Genomic DNA, 15764 nt, shown 5'->3' with positions numbered 1-15764 from the left:
GCAGTCAACCCAACTGGTCGCCAAGAACCCAAAACGCTTCATCCACAACAGTGCTGCCTCTTACGGCCTCCGGTAACTCACCTGCTGCTTCGCCCAGTAAGTCGACTTGAGGCTATCCAGCCGCACCGTCCCGCCCGTAGAGGGCGCGTGCACAAATCGCCCCTCCCCCACATAAATGCCAGCATGCGTAGCGCGGCCGTTCTGCGCGAAGACGACCAGATCACCCGTGCGCAGACTTGGCGCTGGAATGCTGGTACCCCAATCAATCAACCCCGTCGTAGAGCGCGGTGCCACGACACCGGCGCGTTGTTTGTAGACATAACCGATGAGGCCGCTGCAATCAAAACCGCTGGCGGGCGTGTTGCCGCCATAACGGTAGGGTGTACCCACCAAACCAATGGCCATGACGGTGACGTCGTTGGCTTGTTCCAGCGTCAGGCGGCCAGCGGGCTGGGGTGCTGCCACCGGCGGTGCTGATGCCTGCGGCACTGAAGAGCACCCAGCCAGAACGACCAGCACACCGGCCATGAGCACCGCGCAGATAGGTGAAAACACACGGCCCGCCAATCGCACCGCGGCGCCCCTCACAACCCGTCCACCTTCTGTCCAATCTCGGGCCAGCGTTTGCGGATAAACATCCAGGCCACCAGCCCCAGACACATCATCAGCACCGACGATGCAGCTAGCCCGACGGTGGAGTGCATGACCAGCGGCGAGATGACACCGGCCACCAGGCCGTTGGCACTGGACCCCACAAACATCTGCAGGCTGGAGGCCATGCCGCGGCGGTCGGGGTGCAGGTCCAGCACCAAGAGGGTGACCACCGGCACCATCATGGCCCATCCGAAGGCGAAGATGGCGATGGGGAACAAGGCCCAGCTCACGTGGGCCTTGAAAACGAGGTTGGCCGCCAGGTTGAGCAAACCGATGATGAGCATGATGAGGAAGCCGTTGCGGATCTGCCGTTTGGGGCTGACCTTGCCGGCCACACGGCCGCTGACAAAAGCGCCGCCCATGATGCCGCTGATGGTGAGCACAAAAAACCAGAAGAACTGCTGGGGCTGCAGGCCCAAGTGGTCGCCCAGAAACACCGGCGCGCTCAGCACATACAAAAACATGCCGTTGAACGGAATGCCGCTGGCCAGCGCCAGCAGCACAAAGCGCGGGTCGGAGCCGAGCTGCCAGTAGCCGGCCATGAGGTTTTTGGCATGGAAGTGCTGGCGGTCGGCAGGGCGCAGCGTCTCGGGCAGCAAGAAGTAGTTGGCCACCCACAGCGCCACGCCCACCGCGGTCAGAAACCAGAAGATGCCGTGCCAGCTGGCGTGCACCAACAGCCAGCCGCCCACCATGGGCGCAATGGCCGGGGCCACCCCAAAAAAGATGGTGACCTGGCTCATGACCTTTTGCGCCTGCGAGGGCGGATACACATCACGAATGACGGCGCGCGACACCACAATGCCCGCGCCGGTGGACAGGCCCTGCATGGCGCGGAAGAAGATGAGCTGGCCAATACTCTGCGCCAGCGCGCAGCCGATGGAGGCGATGGTGAACGCCGCCAGCCCCCACAGCACCACCGGGCGGCGGCCAAAGCTGTCCGAAAAAGCCCCGTGGAACAGCGCCATGAAGGCAAACCCAAACAGGTAGGCCGACAGCGTTTGCTGCATCTGCACCGGCGTGGCGCCCAGCGACTGGGCGATGCCCGAGAACGCGGGGATGTAGGTGTCGATGGAGAACGGACCCAACATGCCCAACAGGGCCAGCAGGATGGAGAACGCCCATTGCGGGGCGCGCCAGAGTTTGAGGGCGTCGGGGTTCATGGCGAGGGGAAAGTGGGCTGTGCAGCGGGCTATTGAAACACGGCCAGCGCGGGCATGTGTTTATCCAGATCAAGCCAGCGCCAGGCACGCGGGTTTGCAGGTTATGCTTTATTTGCCCATCAAACTAAAGGATGTGTGTGAAGTCGCTGATTGCTTTCGTGTTTGGATTGCTTGTGTGGCCTGGTGCAGGGGCTGCTGACATTGCCGTGTTCAGCGGCGATGGTTCGCCGCCCAAAATGTACGTGCAAGAAGGCAAAAACCGCGGCATTCTGGTCGACATCCTGCAATACGCAGACCAACAGCTACACGACGACAGCCTGCGTCTGGCGCTCTACCCCTGGGCCCGCGCGTACCTGCAGGCCTCGTCGGGAGACGGCGGCATTGTCGGTTTGTCATGGACACAGCGCAGGGACGATTTGTTCGATTACTCGGAGCCGCTGTTTTTTGACGAGGTGGTCGTGGTGGTGCGCAAGGGGAGCGAGTTTCCGTTCAGGACGCTGAGTGATCTGCGTGGCAAGCGTGTGGGCATTGTGCGGGGTGCCAGTTATGGCGAGGCTTTTGAGAAAGCCCGCGATGCGGGCGTGTTTGTGGTGGATGGCGACAACGGGGCCAGCAACCGCTTGCACAAGCTCGTGGCGGGGCGCATTGACTGCGCACTTTTTAATGTGGGCAAGGCGGGTTTTGAAGAAACCTTGCGCATCCACAAGGAGTTTTTGCCCTTCAAAAATTCTCTGGTGGTGCTGCCCGTCCCACTGCGCAGCGACCCGAACTTTCTGGCGTTTCCCAAAAGCATGCACATGCGGCCTTGGTTGACCGAGTTCAACCAGGTCATCAAACGCGGCTACACGCGCGGCGATATTCCCAAAATCATTGCACAGAACCTCGGCTCCTAGCCTGCACCGGCTTGCCCGCAGCTCAGGCACGCACATGCCCCGAAAAGGCGGCATACTGCGCAGAGCTTTCGCATTGCGTTGGAGTGCATGAGAAGGAGATGGCCTTGAAAAAAATCCTTGGTGTTCTGCTGGGGCTGTTGCTGGCAAGTGCGGCCTGGGGCATGGAACTCACTATCTTCGGCGGTGACAGCTCTCCCCCCAAGATGTACCTGCAAGACGGCAAAAACCGCGGCATCCTGATCGACATCCTTCAGTACGCGGACCAAGAGTTGCGCGAAGACGAGCTGCGCATTGAGCTCTACCCCTGGGCCCGCGCCTACCGTTATGCAAGCAGCGGTGTGGGCGGAGTTGTGGGCCTGTCATGGACCCAGGAGCGTTCTGCCCTGTTTGATTACTCAGACCCGGTGTATGTGGACGACGTGGTGATTGTGGTACGCAAGGACAAACAGTTCAGCTTCAAGGAGCTGGCCGACCTGCAAGGCAAACGCGTAGGCCTGGGGCGCGGTGGCAGCTACGGCGAGGCGTTTGAAAAAGCCCGCGAGGCGGGCCTGTTTGTGGTGGATGGCGACGGTGGCGCCGCCGACCGCATCAACAAACTGGTGCTGGGTCGCCTGGACTGCGCACTGTTCAACGCGGGCAAAGCCGGGTTTGAAGAGCTGCTTCGCAGCAACAAGGCCCTGGAAGGGCTGCGCGACATGCTGGTGGTACTGCCCGTGCCGCTGCGCAGCGACCCGAACTTTCTGGCGTTTCCCAAAAGCATGCAGATGAAGCCCTGGCTGGCCACGTTCAACCAGGTCATCAAACGCGGCTACACACGCGGCGACATTCCCAAAATCATTGCGCAGAACCTCGGCTCCTAGCCGATGCCGGGCCGCTGCAGCGCTGCCACACGCGCCTGAAATCGCGCGCCGAGGCAAACCCACAGGCCTGTGCCAACCGCTCCTGCGACAGCGTGGGGTTGTGCGTCAGCATCTCCTGCGCCCGCGCGATGCGCAGTTGCTGCTGGTAGGCCACCACACTGATACCGGTGTGCTGTGCAAACAGGCGGCTCAGGTGGCGCGGGCTCACACAGGCCACCTCCGCCAGCTCTTCCAACGTCCAGCCACGTTCGGGCTCGCGGGCCACGGCGTCTTGCGCGCGGTGCACTGCAGGGTGCATGTGGTTGCGGTGCGCCAGCCAGGGCGACATTTGTGGGTCGTGCGCGCCGCGGCGCTGGTACATCACCAACCGGCGCGCCACACGGGCCGCCAACTCGGGGCCTGCGGCCTGCTCCACGATATACAGCGCCAGATCAATACCGGTGGTGATACCGGCACTGGTGAGCACCCGGCCGTCGTCCACAAAGATGCGGTCAGTCACCACCTGGGCGGTGGGGGCGCAGGCCTGCAGGTCGGTTATGAGGGTGTGGTGGGTGGTGCAGTGCCGCCCATCCAAACAACCGGCCTGCGCCAGCAGCAGCGCGCCCGAGCAGATGCTGGCCAGCCGTGTATCGGTCTGCGGAGCGGTCTTGAGCCACTGCACCACGGTGCGGGCGGCCTCCGTGGCGTAGTCCACCACCTCGTTGCTGTTGCCCACCACCAGCACCAGGCTGCGCGGTGGCAGTTGCGCGGGCAAGGGCTCCAGCCCCGACAGGCTGGTGCTGAGCGAGGTGCTGATCTGCGCCTGCGGCCCGCAGGTATGCAGCGCAATGGGGGCGCCCATGTCACGCGCCATACGCAGCGCCTCGGCCGGGCCGGCGTAGTCCAGCATCAGCACATTGGGCGTGAGCACCAGGTAGATGGAAAGTGTCAGGTCTTCCATGCCGCACCTTTCAGGCGTGCAAACAGCGGTGCGCCAAACACATTCACCAGCAGCCCGGCCATGAGCAACGCGCCGCCCGCAAAGTGAATCGGGCGCAGTGCCTCGCCAAACACCAGCCAGCCCGTGCTCAGGCCGACGATGGGCACCAGCAGCGTGAACGGCGCCACGCGGTTGGTGGGGTAACGCGACATCAAGTGGGTCCACAAGCCGTAACCCAGGAGCGTGGCAGCCCAGGCCAGGTAGGCGATGGCGCCCACAGCGGCCAGGTCGATGTGTTGCAGGGCTTGCAGCATGGCGTCGGGCCCTTCCAGCCAAAACGAGAGCCCCAAAAACGGCAACGGTGGTACCAGGCTGGCCCAGACCACAAAGGCCAGTTGGTTCATGGGGCCGTAGCGCCCTACCGCGCGGGTGACGATGTTGCCGCAGGCCCACATGACCGCGGCCGCAATGGTGAGCACAAAGCCCAGCAAGGGCATGGATACGCCATTCGCAGCACCGCTAGCGCTGCCAATCAGCACCAGCCCCACGGCCGCCAGCAACAGGCCCGCCATCTGGTTGGCCTGCCAGCGCTCCTTGAGCCACCAGGCCGCCAACAGCAACGTAAAGAACGACTGCGACTGCAGCACCAGCGAGGCCAGACCCGACGGCATGCCCACATGGATGGCGCTGAACAGAAACGCAAACTGCCCCACCGAGATAGTGAGGCCGTAGGCCAGGTACAGGCGCAGCGGCACCTTGGGCGGCTTGAGAAACAGCAGCGCAGGGAATGCCGCCAACATGAAACGCAGCGCCCCCAGCAGCAGCGGCGGTATGCCCACCACGCCCACCTTGATGACCGCAAAGTTGACGCCCCAGACCAGGATGACCAACAGGGCCAGCCCCAGGTCTTTGGGCCGCATGGGCAGGCCGGCGCTCATGCAGTGGCCAGTGCAGGGTGCGGTGGCGTCACACACCCCTGGGGTTTGAAGATGCGCTCGGTCGATGGCGGGTTGTTGAGCAGCTTGCCTGCCGGGCGCACGGGGCGGCGCACCAGTTCACCGCCGCAGTTGGGGCAGTTGCCTTGCAGGTGCGTATCGGCGCAGTCCGCACAAAACGTGCATTCAAACGAGCAGATGCGGGCATTGGTGGCCGCGGGGGGCAGGTCCACATTGCAGCATTCACAGTTGGGGCGCAATTGCAGCACGGGATTCTCCTTATTTGGATGACGGGGCCAGACCGGCCAGGCAGGTGTCTACATCGACGATGCGCGCAAAGCGGTCCGCCAACACCAGCTCGGTGCGCGTGGTGATCTCTTCGGCGCTGAAGGTGCGGCCACTGCCGGCGTGCGTCATGGGGAAGGTGAGCGTGGCCTCGGACACAAAGTCCACGTCGTAGCCCAGGTCCGCACCCACGCGGGCCGTGGTCTCGCAGCACTGCTCGGTGCGGATGCCGCTGATGATCAGTTTGGTCACGCCCTGGCGGCGCAGCCACAGGTCCAGCCCCGTGTCGGTAAAGGCGTTGTGCGTGTGTTTGTCAAAACGCACCGCCGGGTCACCGGGCAGCCAGGCCAAGGGTTTGACAAACCCCGACTCGGGCAGGAAAGGACCTGCGCGCCCCACATGGTAGATGTGCACCACGGGCACACTGGCCGCGCGGGCACCGGCATCCAGCTTTAGCAACGCCTGCTGGAACGGGGCGTGAATGCCTTGCGACCAAAAAGGCATCTGGGCGAAGGACTCCTGCACGTCAATGACGATAAGGGCGGCTTTGGGGGATGAGGACTTGGACATGGTGTTCTCGGTGCGATGAAAGATGGACCCATGCTAACGGAGCATGCCCGACGCAGAAAGCACCTGCGCAGACCACAAGAGGACAAAAAATGCCAAGTTTTCGCATGTAAATGATTAGGGTAAATACTGTAAAACCGCGTTTTTGCAGGGAAATAGTCGCCCAAAGCTCTCTACTGCCGCCAAATCACCAGACAATGCCGCAAGTATTTTAAAAACAGGAGACAAATCCATGGCCCAAGCCAAACTCATCCTCGACTACGTTTACGACCATGAGGCCACGCTGGCCGACCAGGTCTACCTGACCCAACCCGTGGGGGGCGGCCAGGTCAAAGACTACACCTGGCGCCAGGTGATGGACGAGTCGCGCCGCATGGCCACGCACCTGAAGGCGCAGAACCTGGCGCCCGGCGCACGTATTGCCATCCTGTCCAAAAACTGCGCCCACTTCATCATGGCGGAACTGGCCATTTGGCTAGCCGGCGGCACCACGGTGGCCATCTTCCCCACCGAGACGGCCGACACCGTGCGTTACGTGCTGGAGCACAGCGAGGCCAGCCTGCTGTTTGTGGGCAAACTCGACACCTTTGACCAGCAGCTGCCCGGCATTCCGGCAGACCTGCCCCGCATTGCCTTCCCCCTGGCGCCCAAGAACAGCTTTGAGAGCTGGGACGCCGTGGTTGCCCGCACCCAGCCCCTGCAAGGCAAGGTGGCGCGCGCAGCCACCGACATTGGCATCTTGATGTACACCTCGGGCTCCACCGGCCAGCCCAAGGGCGTGATGCACAGCTTTGAGCGCATCACCGCGGCGGCCGAAGGCATCAACCGCGACACCAAGTCGCGCATTGGCGCAGATGTGAAAAACCGCATGCTCTCTTACCTGCCCTTGGCACACGTGTTTGAGCGTGCCTGGGTGGAAAGCGCATCGCTGGTCGATGGCAATACCCATTTGTTCTTCGCCGAGTCGCTGGAGACTTTTGTACAAGACCTGAACCGCGCCAAGCCCGTGACCTTTATCTCGGTGCCGCGGCTCTGGCTCAAGTTCCAGCAAGGCGTGTTTGCCAAAATGCCGCCCAAAAAGCTGGACCGACTGCTCAGCATTCCCATCCTGGGCAAGATCGTCGGGCGCAAGGTGCTCAAGGGCCTGGGCCTGGACCACGCGTTGCTGGCTGGTAGCGGCTCTGCGCCCATTCCGGCTGAGCTGATTGCCTGGTACCGCCGCCTGGGGCTCAACCTCATTGAAGGCTACGCCATGACGGAGGACTTTGCCTACTCGCACAACTCCACCGACAAGGTGAACGCCCCCGGTTGTGTGGGCGTGCCGCTCAAGGGCGTGGAAGTGCGGCTAAGCGAGGACGGCGAGGTGTTGATCAAGTCGCCCGGCCAGTTTGTGGGTTACTACAAACGCCCCGACCTGGACGCTGAAGTCTTCACCGAAGACGGCTTCTTCCGCACCGGTGACAAGGGCGAACGCCGCGCCGACGGCCTGCTGCGCCTGACCGGCCGTGTGAAAGAGCTGTTCAAGACCTCCAAGGGCAAGTACGTGGCACCTGCGCCGATTGAAAACCGCATCAACGCCTGCCCGCTGATCGAGCTGAGCATGGTGTCGGGCGTGGGCCAACCCTCGGCCTACGCCATGGTGGTGCTGGCCGAAACCGTGCGCCCCACGGTCAAGGACCCCGCCGTCAAAGCCCAGATCACCGCCGACCTGACCCAGCTGCTCAAGGACGTGAACGCCGAGCTGCCGGATTACGAGAGGCTGCAGATGCTGGTGATCGCCCCCGAACCGTGGTCGATCGAAAACGGCTTCCTGACCCCCACCATGAAAATCCGCCGCAACCGTATCGAAGCGGCCGTGGAAACCCAGCTGGGCAACTGGTACGCCGGCAAAGGCACGGTGCAGTGGGCCTGAGCGCCACCCACCTGCTTTTGAATGGACAAGGGGCTTCGGCCCCTTTTTTGCGCCCAAAAATCAAGGACACGCGGCTTTACACAACTTCATCCGATTCCTATTGGGGTCATTGAACTTCCCTTTAGCACTCAACCCCTACGAGTGCTAATATGAAGTTTGAACACAAGGAGGTTCTGCATGTCCACACTGCTCGCTATGCCCCAAACTGCCCTGGCCCCGGCCAATCCGTGGTCGCTGGTGCCGCCGCTGGGGAACCTGGATGCCTATATTTCTGCCGCCAACCGCCTGCCCATGCTCACGCTGGAAGAAGAGCAGGAGTTTGCCCGCAAGTTCAAGAATGACAATGACCTTGACGCTGCCGGTAAGTTAGTGCTCTCTCACTTGCGCCTGGTGGTGTCGGTGTCGCGCCAGTACCTGGGTTATGGCCTGCCCCACGGCGACCTGATCCAGGAGGGCAACGTGGGCCTGATGAAGGCCGTCAAGCGCTTCGACCCCGAACAGGGCGTGCGCCTGGTGAGCTACGCGCTGCACTGGATCAAGGCCGAAATCCACGAATACATCCTGAAGAACTGGCGCATGGTCAAGGTGGCCACCACCAAGGCCCAGCGCAAGCTGTTCTTCAACCTGCGCTCCATGAAGCAGCGTTTTAAAGGTGAAGATGCCGCCGCCGACCTGGACACCCACCGCGAGACACTGAACCCCGCCCAGGTGGACGCGATGGCACGCGAGCTGAATGTGAAGCCCGAAGACGTGCTGGAGATGGAAACCCGTCTGTCCGGTGGCGATGTGCTGTTGGACCCCTCGCCGTCTGACGACGGTGAAGACGCGTTTGGCCCCATCGCCTACCTGACCGACACCAACCACGAGCCCGTGGCCATGATTGAGGCGCGCCAGCGCGATGTGCTGGCAACCGACGGCATTGCCACCGCACTGGCCAGCCTGGACGACCGCAGCCGCCGCATCGTGGAAGAACGCTGGCTCAAGGTGAACGACGACAGCTCGGGCGGCATGACACTGCACGACCTGGCAGCCGAATACGGCGTGAGCGCTGAGCGCATCCGCCAGATCGAGGTGGCGGCCATGAAGAAGATGAAGACTGCCCTGGCCGCCTACGCCTGAGTAGCAACCCCGAGCCAGGCGCTGCAGCGCTTGCGCGACAATGCCCCTGCAGGCCCCCACCGCAGGGGCCTTTTTTATTCTGGAGACACCTCACCATGCAACGCCGTACGCTCACCATTGCTACACTTTCTATAGCTGCTTGCGCACTATCCACGGAGGCTTGGGCCCAAAAAACACCTCAAACCGCGGCCTGGCCGAGCAAGTCGCTGCGCATCATCGTGGGCTTTCCCGGTGGCTCCTCGCCCGACCTGACGGCGCGCGCCTTTGCCGAGCCGCTGTCCAAAGCGCTGGGCCAGCCGGTGATTGTGGAAAACAAGGTGGGCGCGGCCGGCAACATTGCGGCCGATGCGGTGGCCAAGGCCACGGACGACCACACCATCGGCTTGATGATCAACGGCAATATGACGATTGCCAAGCTACTCAACCCCAAGCTGAGTTACGACCCGCTCAAGGACCTGCAGCCGATCAGCCTGCTCGGTGTGTCGCCCTTGGTACTGACGGCACCGGCCAACGCCCCAGGCAACAACGCCGCCGAGTTTTTGCAGGCCGCGCGTACCGCCGGCGACCGCTGGAACTACGGCACCCCCGGCATGGGCACCGTGGGCCACCTGGGCATGGAACTGCTCAAGTCGCAGGCCAAGATTGCCCCGGTGCATGTGCCCTACCCCGGCTACCCGCAGGTGGCCACGGCCATGATTACCGGTGACCTGCACCTGAGCCTGCTGCCCCCGGCGCTGGCCAACGCCCAAATCAAGGCCGGCAAGCTCAAGGCGATTGGAGTGACCGCCAGCGTGCGCAGCCCGCTGGCGCCGGAGATTCCCAGCCTGTCCGAAGCGGGTGTGAAGAACTTCAACCTGGAGATCTGGAACGCCGTGGCCGCCCCCAACAGCCTGCCACCGGCAGCCGCGGCCAAGCTGGCCACACTGTTCAGCGAGATTGCGCGCAGCCCCGAGATGCGCCAAAAGTTGTTTCAGCAGGGCTGGACGGTGGTGGGCACCACGGCTGAGGGCCTACGCCTGCGCGTGAAGTCTGACACCGCGTTGTTGGGCGGAATCATCGCCAGCCAGGGCATCAAGATCGACTGAACAAGACGCCAGCCACTATAAAAATAGGAGCTGCTTGCGCTTATTCCACGGGGGCTAGCAGTCTATTTGGCTCTTATTTTGTTCAGGAACTGCTTTTGAGCAGCTGGGCGATGTCGGACGCCAGCACCTTGGCACCGCTGCCATAACGCGTGAACAGGCGCAGATTTCCCTGCGGGTCGTAGATGTAGCTGCCTGCCGAGTGGTCCATGGTGTAGCTGGTGGGGGTCTTACCCTCCACCTTTTTGTAATAGACCTTGTAATCCTTGGCCAGCACGGCCAGTTTCTCGGGCGTGGTGGTCAGGGCCAAGAAGCTGGGGTCGAAGTTGCCCATGTAGGCCTTGAGCACCTCGGGCGTGTCGCGCTCCGGGTCCACCGTCACAAACAGGCCTTGCAGACGGTCACCGTCTTTGCCCAGCAACTGCTTGACATCGGCCAGCTCGGCCATGGAGGTGGGGCACACATCGGGGCACTGGGTGAAGCCAAAAAACATCACCACCACCTTGCCCTTGAAATCGGTCAGGTGGCGCAGCTGGCCGTTGTGGTCGGTCAGCTCAAAGTCCTTGGCGTAGTTGGCGCCAGTGACGTCCACCGAGGCAAACGAGGGCTTTTGCTCGGAACAGGCAGTCAAAACGGCCATAGCGCCCATGGACAGTGCGCCAGCAGCTATCGATTTAAGAGCAAAACGTTTATTCATGGCAGGGCTCACAGAAGGTAATGGTCTACCAGCAGTGCGGCAAACAGCACGCTCAGGTGGATGAGGGAGAAGCGGAAAGTGGCGCGTGCCAGCTCGTCCGAGTAGTTGCGCAGCAGGCGCACGGCGTACCAGCAAAAGCCGGCGCTCAAGCCCAGCGCCACCACCAGGTAAAGCCAGGAGCTCATGCCATACACAAACGGGAACACACAGGCCGCCGCCAGGATGATGGTGTAGAGCAGGATTTGCAGGCGCGTGAACTCGCTGCCGTGTGTGACTGGCAACATGGGCAAGCCGGACTTGCGGTAGTCCTCTACCCGGTACAAGGCCAGCGCCCAGAAGTGCGGCGGCGTCCACAAGAAGATGATGAGAAACAGGATGAGCGCCTCGGGACCCACGTCACCCGTCATGGCGGCCCAGCCCAGCACCGGCGGCATGGCGCCCGATGCACCGCCAATGACAATGTTTTGTGGTGTGAGCGGCTTGAGGATGACGGTGTAAACGACCGCGTAACCGACAAAGGTGGCAAAGGTCAGCCACATGGTGAGCGGGTTGACCCAGACATACAGAATGGCCGAACCGGCGACGCACAGCAGAGCCGAGAAAATCAGGGTTTGCGTGTCGCTGAGCTCACCACGCGCCGTGGGGCGCCAGGCGGTGCGCTTCATCTTGGCGTCAATGCCTTTTTCCACAATGCAGTTAAATGCTGCGGCCGCACCCGCCACCAGGTAGATGCCCGCGCAGGCGATGGCGGCCAGGCCGATTTGCGGGAAGGTGGGCACACCGGGCACCGCCAGCACCATGCCGATGAGGGCACAGAAGACGATGAGCTGAATCACCCGGGGTTTGGTCAGCGCATGAAATTGGCGCAGCACCGAGAGGTTGGCCGTAGAAGCGTTCGCAGTCATTCCGTTTTTCCGTTCAAGGGGGGCTGGCCCGCCAGGGTCAAAGTCCACACCAGGGTTACCAGCAAAGCCCCCGCGCCACCCGTGTGCAACACGGCCGCCAGCAGCGGCCAGTCCAGCACCACATTGCTCAGGCCCGTGGCCACTTGCAAAAGCAACAAACCACCGAGCCAGCGCGCAGGCTTGTGCAGCGCCACCACGGCACGCAGGCGCCAGGCCAAACTGGTCAGCAACAGCACGGTGCACACGGCCAGCAGGCGGTGGGTGAAGTGAATCGCGGTCAGCGCTTGGAAGCTGATGTGGCCGCCATCCTGACTCACGCCAAGGGGCCGCCAGAGTTCCAGCGCACCGGCAAAGTCCATCGCCGGCCACCAGTTGCCCTGGCACATGGGAAATTCGGTACAGGCCAGCACCGCGTAGTTGGTGCTGACCCAGGCGCCGGAGGCAGCTTGCAGTACCAGCATGGCCAGTGCGGCGGCGGCCCAGGGCTTGACCCAGGACGGCACCCCGGCAGCCACCATGCCGCCGTTGCGCACCACCTGCACCGTCAGCAGCGCCAGCAGCAGATAGGCGCCCAGCAGATGCAGGCTCACGATGGCGGGAAACAATTTCATGGTCACCGTGAGCGCGCCAAACGCGCCCTGCACACACACCCATACCAGGGTAAAGGTGGGCAACCACGGGCTCACGCGGTGTTGCTGAAGGTAACTTTTGCGGCCCAGCCAGGCCGACACTGCCAACACCAGAATCAAGCCCCCCACACCCGTGGCCAGGTAGCGGTGCACCATTTCCACCCAGGCCTTGCTGTGTGTCACCGGGCCGGTAGGCATGGCGGCCTGCGCGGTGGCAATGGCGTCGCGGGCGCCCAGCGGGCTGGCGCTGCCGTAACAACCGGGCCAGTCGGGGCACCCCAGGCCGCTGTCGGTCAGGCGGGTGAAGGCGCCAAACAGCACCAGGTCAAACGTCAGAAACAAGGTGATGATGGTGAGCGCCTGGTAACGCCCCATGGGGCTGGTGCGCCGGTGGCGCAGCAGCACCCACAGCAGCGGCACGGCAGCCAGCGCCACACCAACCAGCAACAGGCGCAGCAGGGGCGACAGGTCGTACAAGGCAGTGGACATGGTGTGCGCGGCCCCCGGTCTTAACGACCGGCCTTGTCCCAGAAAGCGGCAGCACGCATCAGGCGGTCCAGGTCACGCTTGGCCTTGGGGGCGCCTTCGGCATCCAGTTTGGGCGGAAAACGCATCATCAGGTTGCCGATCGGGTCCACCACATACAGATGGTCGGGCACCGCCGCGCCCTCTTGGGCCACCAGCCAGGCGGTCAGGTCGGCCTGCGGAACACGCAGGACGGTGGCGCCCTTGAGCGCGGGCAACAGGGCCTCCGCCACGGGCTGGGTGTCATTGATCAGCCAGACCCAGTCCAGACGGTCTTTCTCTTTGCCCAGCCCCTCGCGCAACTGGCGTTGCAAATACAGGCGTTGGGCACAGTCGGCATTGCAGTCGGCGCCGGCCACACTCACAAACAGCCATTGGCCTTTGAGGCTGCGCAGGTTTACGGAGGTGCCGTCCAGTGCCGTCCCCACTACATCAGGCAAAGGCCGCTGCGGGTCAACCAGCGTGCCGAAGTTGCGCCGGCCCTCGGGCCGCACCACGTAATAGGTGAAGTAGGAGGCAATCACCGGTGCGGCGCAGACCAGCAGCACCAGCAGCATCTTCCAGCGCCCGCCCCGCGTGCGGCCGCCATCGGCCAACCCCTGCTCGGGGACTGGCAGGGAGTGCACGGTCAGGCCCAGGGGGTGGTCGTCATTCGGGTTGGCGCGAGACATGGGAATCCTTGGAAACAAATAAAACGGGACGAAGCTGAAACCACGCGTACAACACCACGATCAGGGCCGCCAGTGCAAACCACTGCGCCGCGTAACCGTAATGTTTGTCGACACCCAGATTGATTTCAGGCCACTCTCGCAACAGGCCTTCGCTGGCAGCACCGGTCTGCACCACGCTCAGGTCTTGTACAAGCGGCAGGCCCGTTTCCTGTTGGAACTGGGCCAGGTCGAGATTTTGCCGGATTGCGCCCGCGGACGAAGGACCCGGCTCGTAAAGCTTGGACGGAGGCGGGGCCATCCGGCCTTCCAGCACCACCTCTGCGACCGGGGTGTGCACGGTGGGCAAAGCGGTGCGGTCTTCAAAATTGCGGGGTGCCCAGCCGCGCTGCACCATCACCACGGCAGGGCTGTCGGCCAGTTGCAGCGGGGTGAGCACAAAAAAGCCCACCCGGCCCTGCATTTGCCGGTTGTCCAGGTAAACCGTACGCTCGGGCAACCAATGCCCGCGCAGGCGCACTGTGCGGTACACCAGCGTGTCACGCTGGGTCGCCTGCAGGATGTCGCCGGCCGCCAGCGCCGCTTTGCTGCCCTGGGTCTGGATGGACTGGGCCAAGGCCTCTTTCTGCGCCGCACGGTCCAGCTGCCAGCGCCCCAACGAGACGGCCAACGCCACCGCAGCAACCGCGGCCATTCCCACCACCACGCGACGCCAACGCAGACTCACGGGATAATCCCCCGCATGACCCTACTCGTCGCACTTGCGTTCCTCGCCATCCTGGCCAGCCTGGGCGCTGCCCTGTTTTTCATGTTGCGCGGCGGCCAGGCGCACAGCAACAAGTCACGCGGCATGGCGCGGGCGTTAGCCTTGCGGGTGGGCTTTTCCATTGTGCTGTTTGTGTGCATTTTGTTGGCCTGGAAGCTGGGTTATATCCACCCCACGGGCATTCCGCAGGGCAGCTAAACCGCTCCATTAAAAAAGGCACCGCAAGCGGTGCCTTTTTTTGTGCGGCAAATAGTACTTAGAGCCAGTACACCAACACGTACAAGCCCAACCACACCACGTCCACAAAGTGCCAGTACCAGGCGGCGCCTTCAAAACCGAAGTGGCGCTCCGAGGTGAAGTGGCCCTTTTGCAGGCGCAAGGTAATGAACAACAACATCAACATGCCCACAAACACGTGGAAACCGTGAAAACCGGTCAGCATGTAGAAGGTAGAACCGAACACACCCGAGCTGAGCTTAAGGTTGTACGCGGTGTACGCGTGGTAATACTCATACCCTTGCACAAAGAGGAAAGTCACACCCAGCAACACGGTGGCCCACATGAAACCAATGGTCTTGCTGCGGTTACCGTCCACCAAAGCGTGGTGGGCGATCGTCAAAGTCACACCAGAGGTCAACAGCAAAGCAGTGTTGATGGTGGGCAACCAGAACGGTCCCATAGTGGTGAAGGGTTCCACAATGCCTGCCGGCGAAGCCGTCACACCGGCTACCAGGCTGGGCCATACGGCTTTGAAGTCAGGCCAAAGCAATGCATTTTCCAGGCTGCCCAAAGCGGGCACCGAGTGGGAGCGTGCCCACCACAAGGCCGTGAAGAAGGCGCCAAAAAACATCACTTCGGAGAAGATGAACCAGCTCATGCTCCAGCGGAAAGACAGGTCGATCTTGCGACCGTACTGCCCGCCTTCGCTCTCGGCAATGGCGTCACCAAACCATTGGTACAACACCACCAGCCACCAGACCATGCCCAGCGCCAGGGAATATTTGCCCCAGTCTGCGCCGTTGATCCACTGGCCTGCACCCAGAATCACAAAAAACAGCCCGGCAGCTGCCATGACCGGGTGGCGTGAAGGGCCGGGTACAAAGTAGTACGGGGTTCCACCATGCGTTGTTGAACTCATTTTTGCTCCATTCCTTCTCTAATCCAAATCTCTGAAATGCGCCAATC

The 15764-nt window shown here is 62.6% G+C and carries 18 protein-coding genes; 6 read left to right on the top strand and 12 right to left on the bottom strand.

What is annotated here, in order from left to right; translation table 11 throughout:
• Window positions 1–60: 60 nt before the first annotated feature.
• Both C5F53_RS15060 and C5F53_RS15055 read right to left on the bottom strand, forming a co-directional pair.
• On the bottom strand, window positions 61–528 hold the full coding sequence (locus C5F53_RS15060; protein ID WP_105262192.1) for a C40 family peptidase: 468 nt from the start codon (window positions 526–528) through the stop codon (window positions 61–63).
• 56 nt (window positions 529–584) lie between these two features.
• Window positions 585–1817 (bottom strand): multidrug effflux MFS transporter, encoded by a 1233-nt coding sequence (locus C5F53_RS15055; protein WP_105262191.1) that lies wholly within the window; start codon window positions 1815–1817, stop codon window positions 585–587.
• A 158-nt stretch (window positions 1818–1975) separates the two neighbouring features.
• On the opposite strand from C5F53_RS15055, the gene C5F53_RS15050 reads away from it, so the two are divergent.
• On the top strand, window positions 1976–2710 hold the full coding sequence (locus C5F53_RS15050) for an ABC transporter substrate-binding protein (RefSeq protein ID WP_161499947.1): 735 nt from the start codon (window positions 1976–1978) through the stop codon (window positions 2708–2710).
• 104 nt (window positions 2711–2814) lie between these two features.
• Window positions 2815–3570 (top strand): ABC transporter substrate-binding protein, encoded by a 756-nt coding sequence (locus C5F53_RS15045; protein ID WP_161499946.1) that lies wholly within the window; start codon window positions 2815–2817, stop codon window positions 3568–3570.
• On the opposite strand, the gene C5F53_RS15040 is transcribed toward C5F53_RS15045, so the two are convergent.
• From C5F53_RS15040 to C5F53_RS15025, 4 genes are read right to left on the bottom strand one after another with little or no spacing between them, the layout of a single operon-like run.
• Complete coding sequence (locus tag C5F53_RS15040) at window positions 3545–4510, bottom strand: GlxA family transcriptional regulator (protein ID WP_105262188.1); 966 nt, start codon at window positions 4508–4510, stop codon at window positions 3545–3547. The genes C5F53_RS15045 and C5F53_RS15040 overlap by 26 nt on opposite strands.
• Complete coding sequence (locus C5F53_RS15035) at window positions 4498–5427, bottom strand: EamA family transporter (RefSeq protein WP_370446736.1); 930 nt, start codon at window positions 5425–5427, stop codon at window positions 4498–4500. The genes C5F53_RS15040 and C5F53_RS15035 overlap by 13 nt, the downstream gene beginning before the upstream one ends.
• Window positions 5424–5693, bottom strand: a complete 270-nt coding sequence (locus tag C5F53_RS15030; RefSeq protein ID WP_105262187.1) for a DUF1272 domain-containing protein — start codon at window positions 5691–5693, stop codon at window positions 5424–5426. Before C5F53_RS15030 ends, C5F53_RS15035 begins: the two co-directional genes overlap by 4 nt.
• A gap of 10 nt (window positions 5694–5703) precedes the next feature.
• Window positions 5704–6279, bottom strand: a complete 576-nt coding sequence (locus tag C5F53_RS15025) for an isochorismatase family protein (RefSeq protein WP_105262186.1) — start codon at window positions 6277–6279, stop codon at window positions 5704–5706.
• 229 nt (window positions 6280–6508) lie between these two features.
• Here C5F53_RS15025 and C5F53_RS15020 point away from each other — a divergent pair, with 229 nt between their 5' ends.
• The 3 genes from C5F53_RS15020 to C5F53_RS15010 all read left to right on the top strand — a co-directional run bounded on the left by C5F53_RS15020 (window position 6509) and on the right by C5F53_RS15010 (window position 10392).
• Window positions 6509–8188: an AMP-binding protein gene (locus tag C5F53_RS15020; protein WP_105262185.1), complete on the top strand. Its 1680-nt coding sequence runs from the start codon at window positions 6509–6511 to the stop codon at window positions 8186–8188.
• A gap of 177 nt (window positions 8189–8365) precedes the next feature.
• A complete protein-coding gene (gene rpoH / locus C5F53_RS15015; protein ID WP_105262184.1) occupies window positions 8366–9307 on the top strand; it encodes an RNA polymerase sigma factor RpoH in 942 nt (313 codons plus the stop codon).
• Between the two features lie 95 nt (window positions 9308–9402).
• Entirely contained in the window at window positions 9403–10392 is a 990-nt protein-coding gene (locus C5F53_RS15010; RefSeq protein ID WP_105262183.1) for a tripartite tricarboxylate transporter substrate binding protein, read from the top strand.
• An 82-nt stretch (window positions 10393–10474) separates the two neighbouring features.
• Here the strand turns inward: C5F53_RS15010 and C5F53_RS15005 are convergent, their stop codons facing one another.
• The 5 genes from C5F53_RS15005 to C5F53_RS14985 are packed head-to-tail and all read right to left on the bottom strand — an operon-like array spanning window position 10475 to window position 14507.
• Entirely contained in the window at window positions 10475–11086 is a 612-nt protein-coding gene (locus tag C5F53_RS15005; protein WP_105262279.1) for an SCO family protein, read from the bottom strand.
• 8 nt (window positions 11087–11094) lie between these two features.
• Complete coding sequence (gene cyoE / locus C5F53_RS15000) at window positions 11095–11991, bottom strand: heme o synthase (RefSeq protein ID WP_105262182.1); 897 nt, start codon at window positions 11989–11991, stop codon at window positions 11095–11097.
• Entirely contained in the window at window positions 11988–13109 is a 1122-nt protein-coding gene (locus C5F53_RS14995; protein WP_105262181.1) for a heme A synthase, read from the bottom strand. Before C5F53_RS14995 ends, cyoE begins: the two co-directional genes overlap by 4 nt.
• Window positions 13110–13129: 20 nt before the next feature.
• Window positions 13130–13816 carry a hypothetical protein gene (locus C5F53_RS14990; RefSeq protein ID WP_105262180.1) on the bottom strand — a complete coding sequence of 229 codons (687 nt, stop codon included), beginning with the start codon at window positions 13814–13816 and terminating at the stop codon, window positions 13130–13132.
• Window positions 13794–14507, bottom strand: coding sequence for an SURF1 family protein (locus tag C5F53_RS14985; RefSeq protein WP_105262179.1), 714 nt, complete (start codon window positions 14505–14507; stop codon window positions 13794–13796). Before C5F53_RS14985 ends, C5F53_RS14990 begins: the two co-directional genes overlap by 23 nt.
• Before the next feature lie 48 nt (window positions 14508–14555).
• Between C5F53_RS14985 and C5F53_RS14980 the strand changes: the two genes are divergently transcribed.
• Window positions 14556–14777, top strand: a complete 222-nt coding sequence (locus tag C5F53_RS14980) for a twin transmembrane helix small protein (protein ID WP_201740864.1) — start codon at window positions 14556–14558, stop codon at window positions 14775–14777.
• Between the two features lie 58 nt (window positions 14778–14835).
• On the opposite strand, the gene C5F53_RS14975 is transcribed toward C5F53_RS14980, so the two are convergent.
• Window positions 14836–15717: a cytochrome c oxidase subunit 3 gene (locus C5F53_RS14975; RefSeq protein ID WP_105262178.1), complete on the bottom strand. Its 882-nt coding sequence runs from the start codon at window positions 15715–15717 to the stop codon at window positions 14836–14838.
• Between the last annotated feature and the right edge of the window lie 47 nt (window positions 15718–15764).

It is taken from the genome of Rhodoferax sp. TS-BS-61-7 (assembly GCF_002943465.1).
Lineage (GTDB): Bacteria > Pseudomonadota > Gammaproteobacteria > Burkholderiales > Burkholderiaceae_C > Allorhodoferax.
The sequence above is the reverse complement of the archived record's forward strand: the minus strand, read 5'-3'. Positions and strand labels throughout refer to the sequence as shown.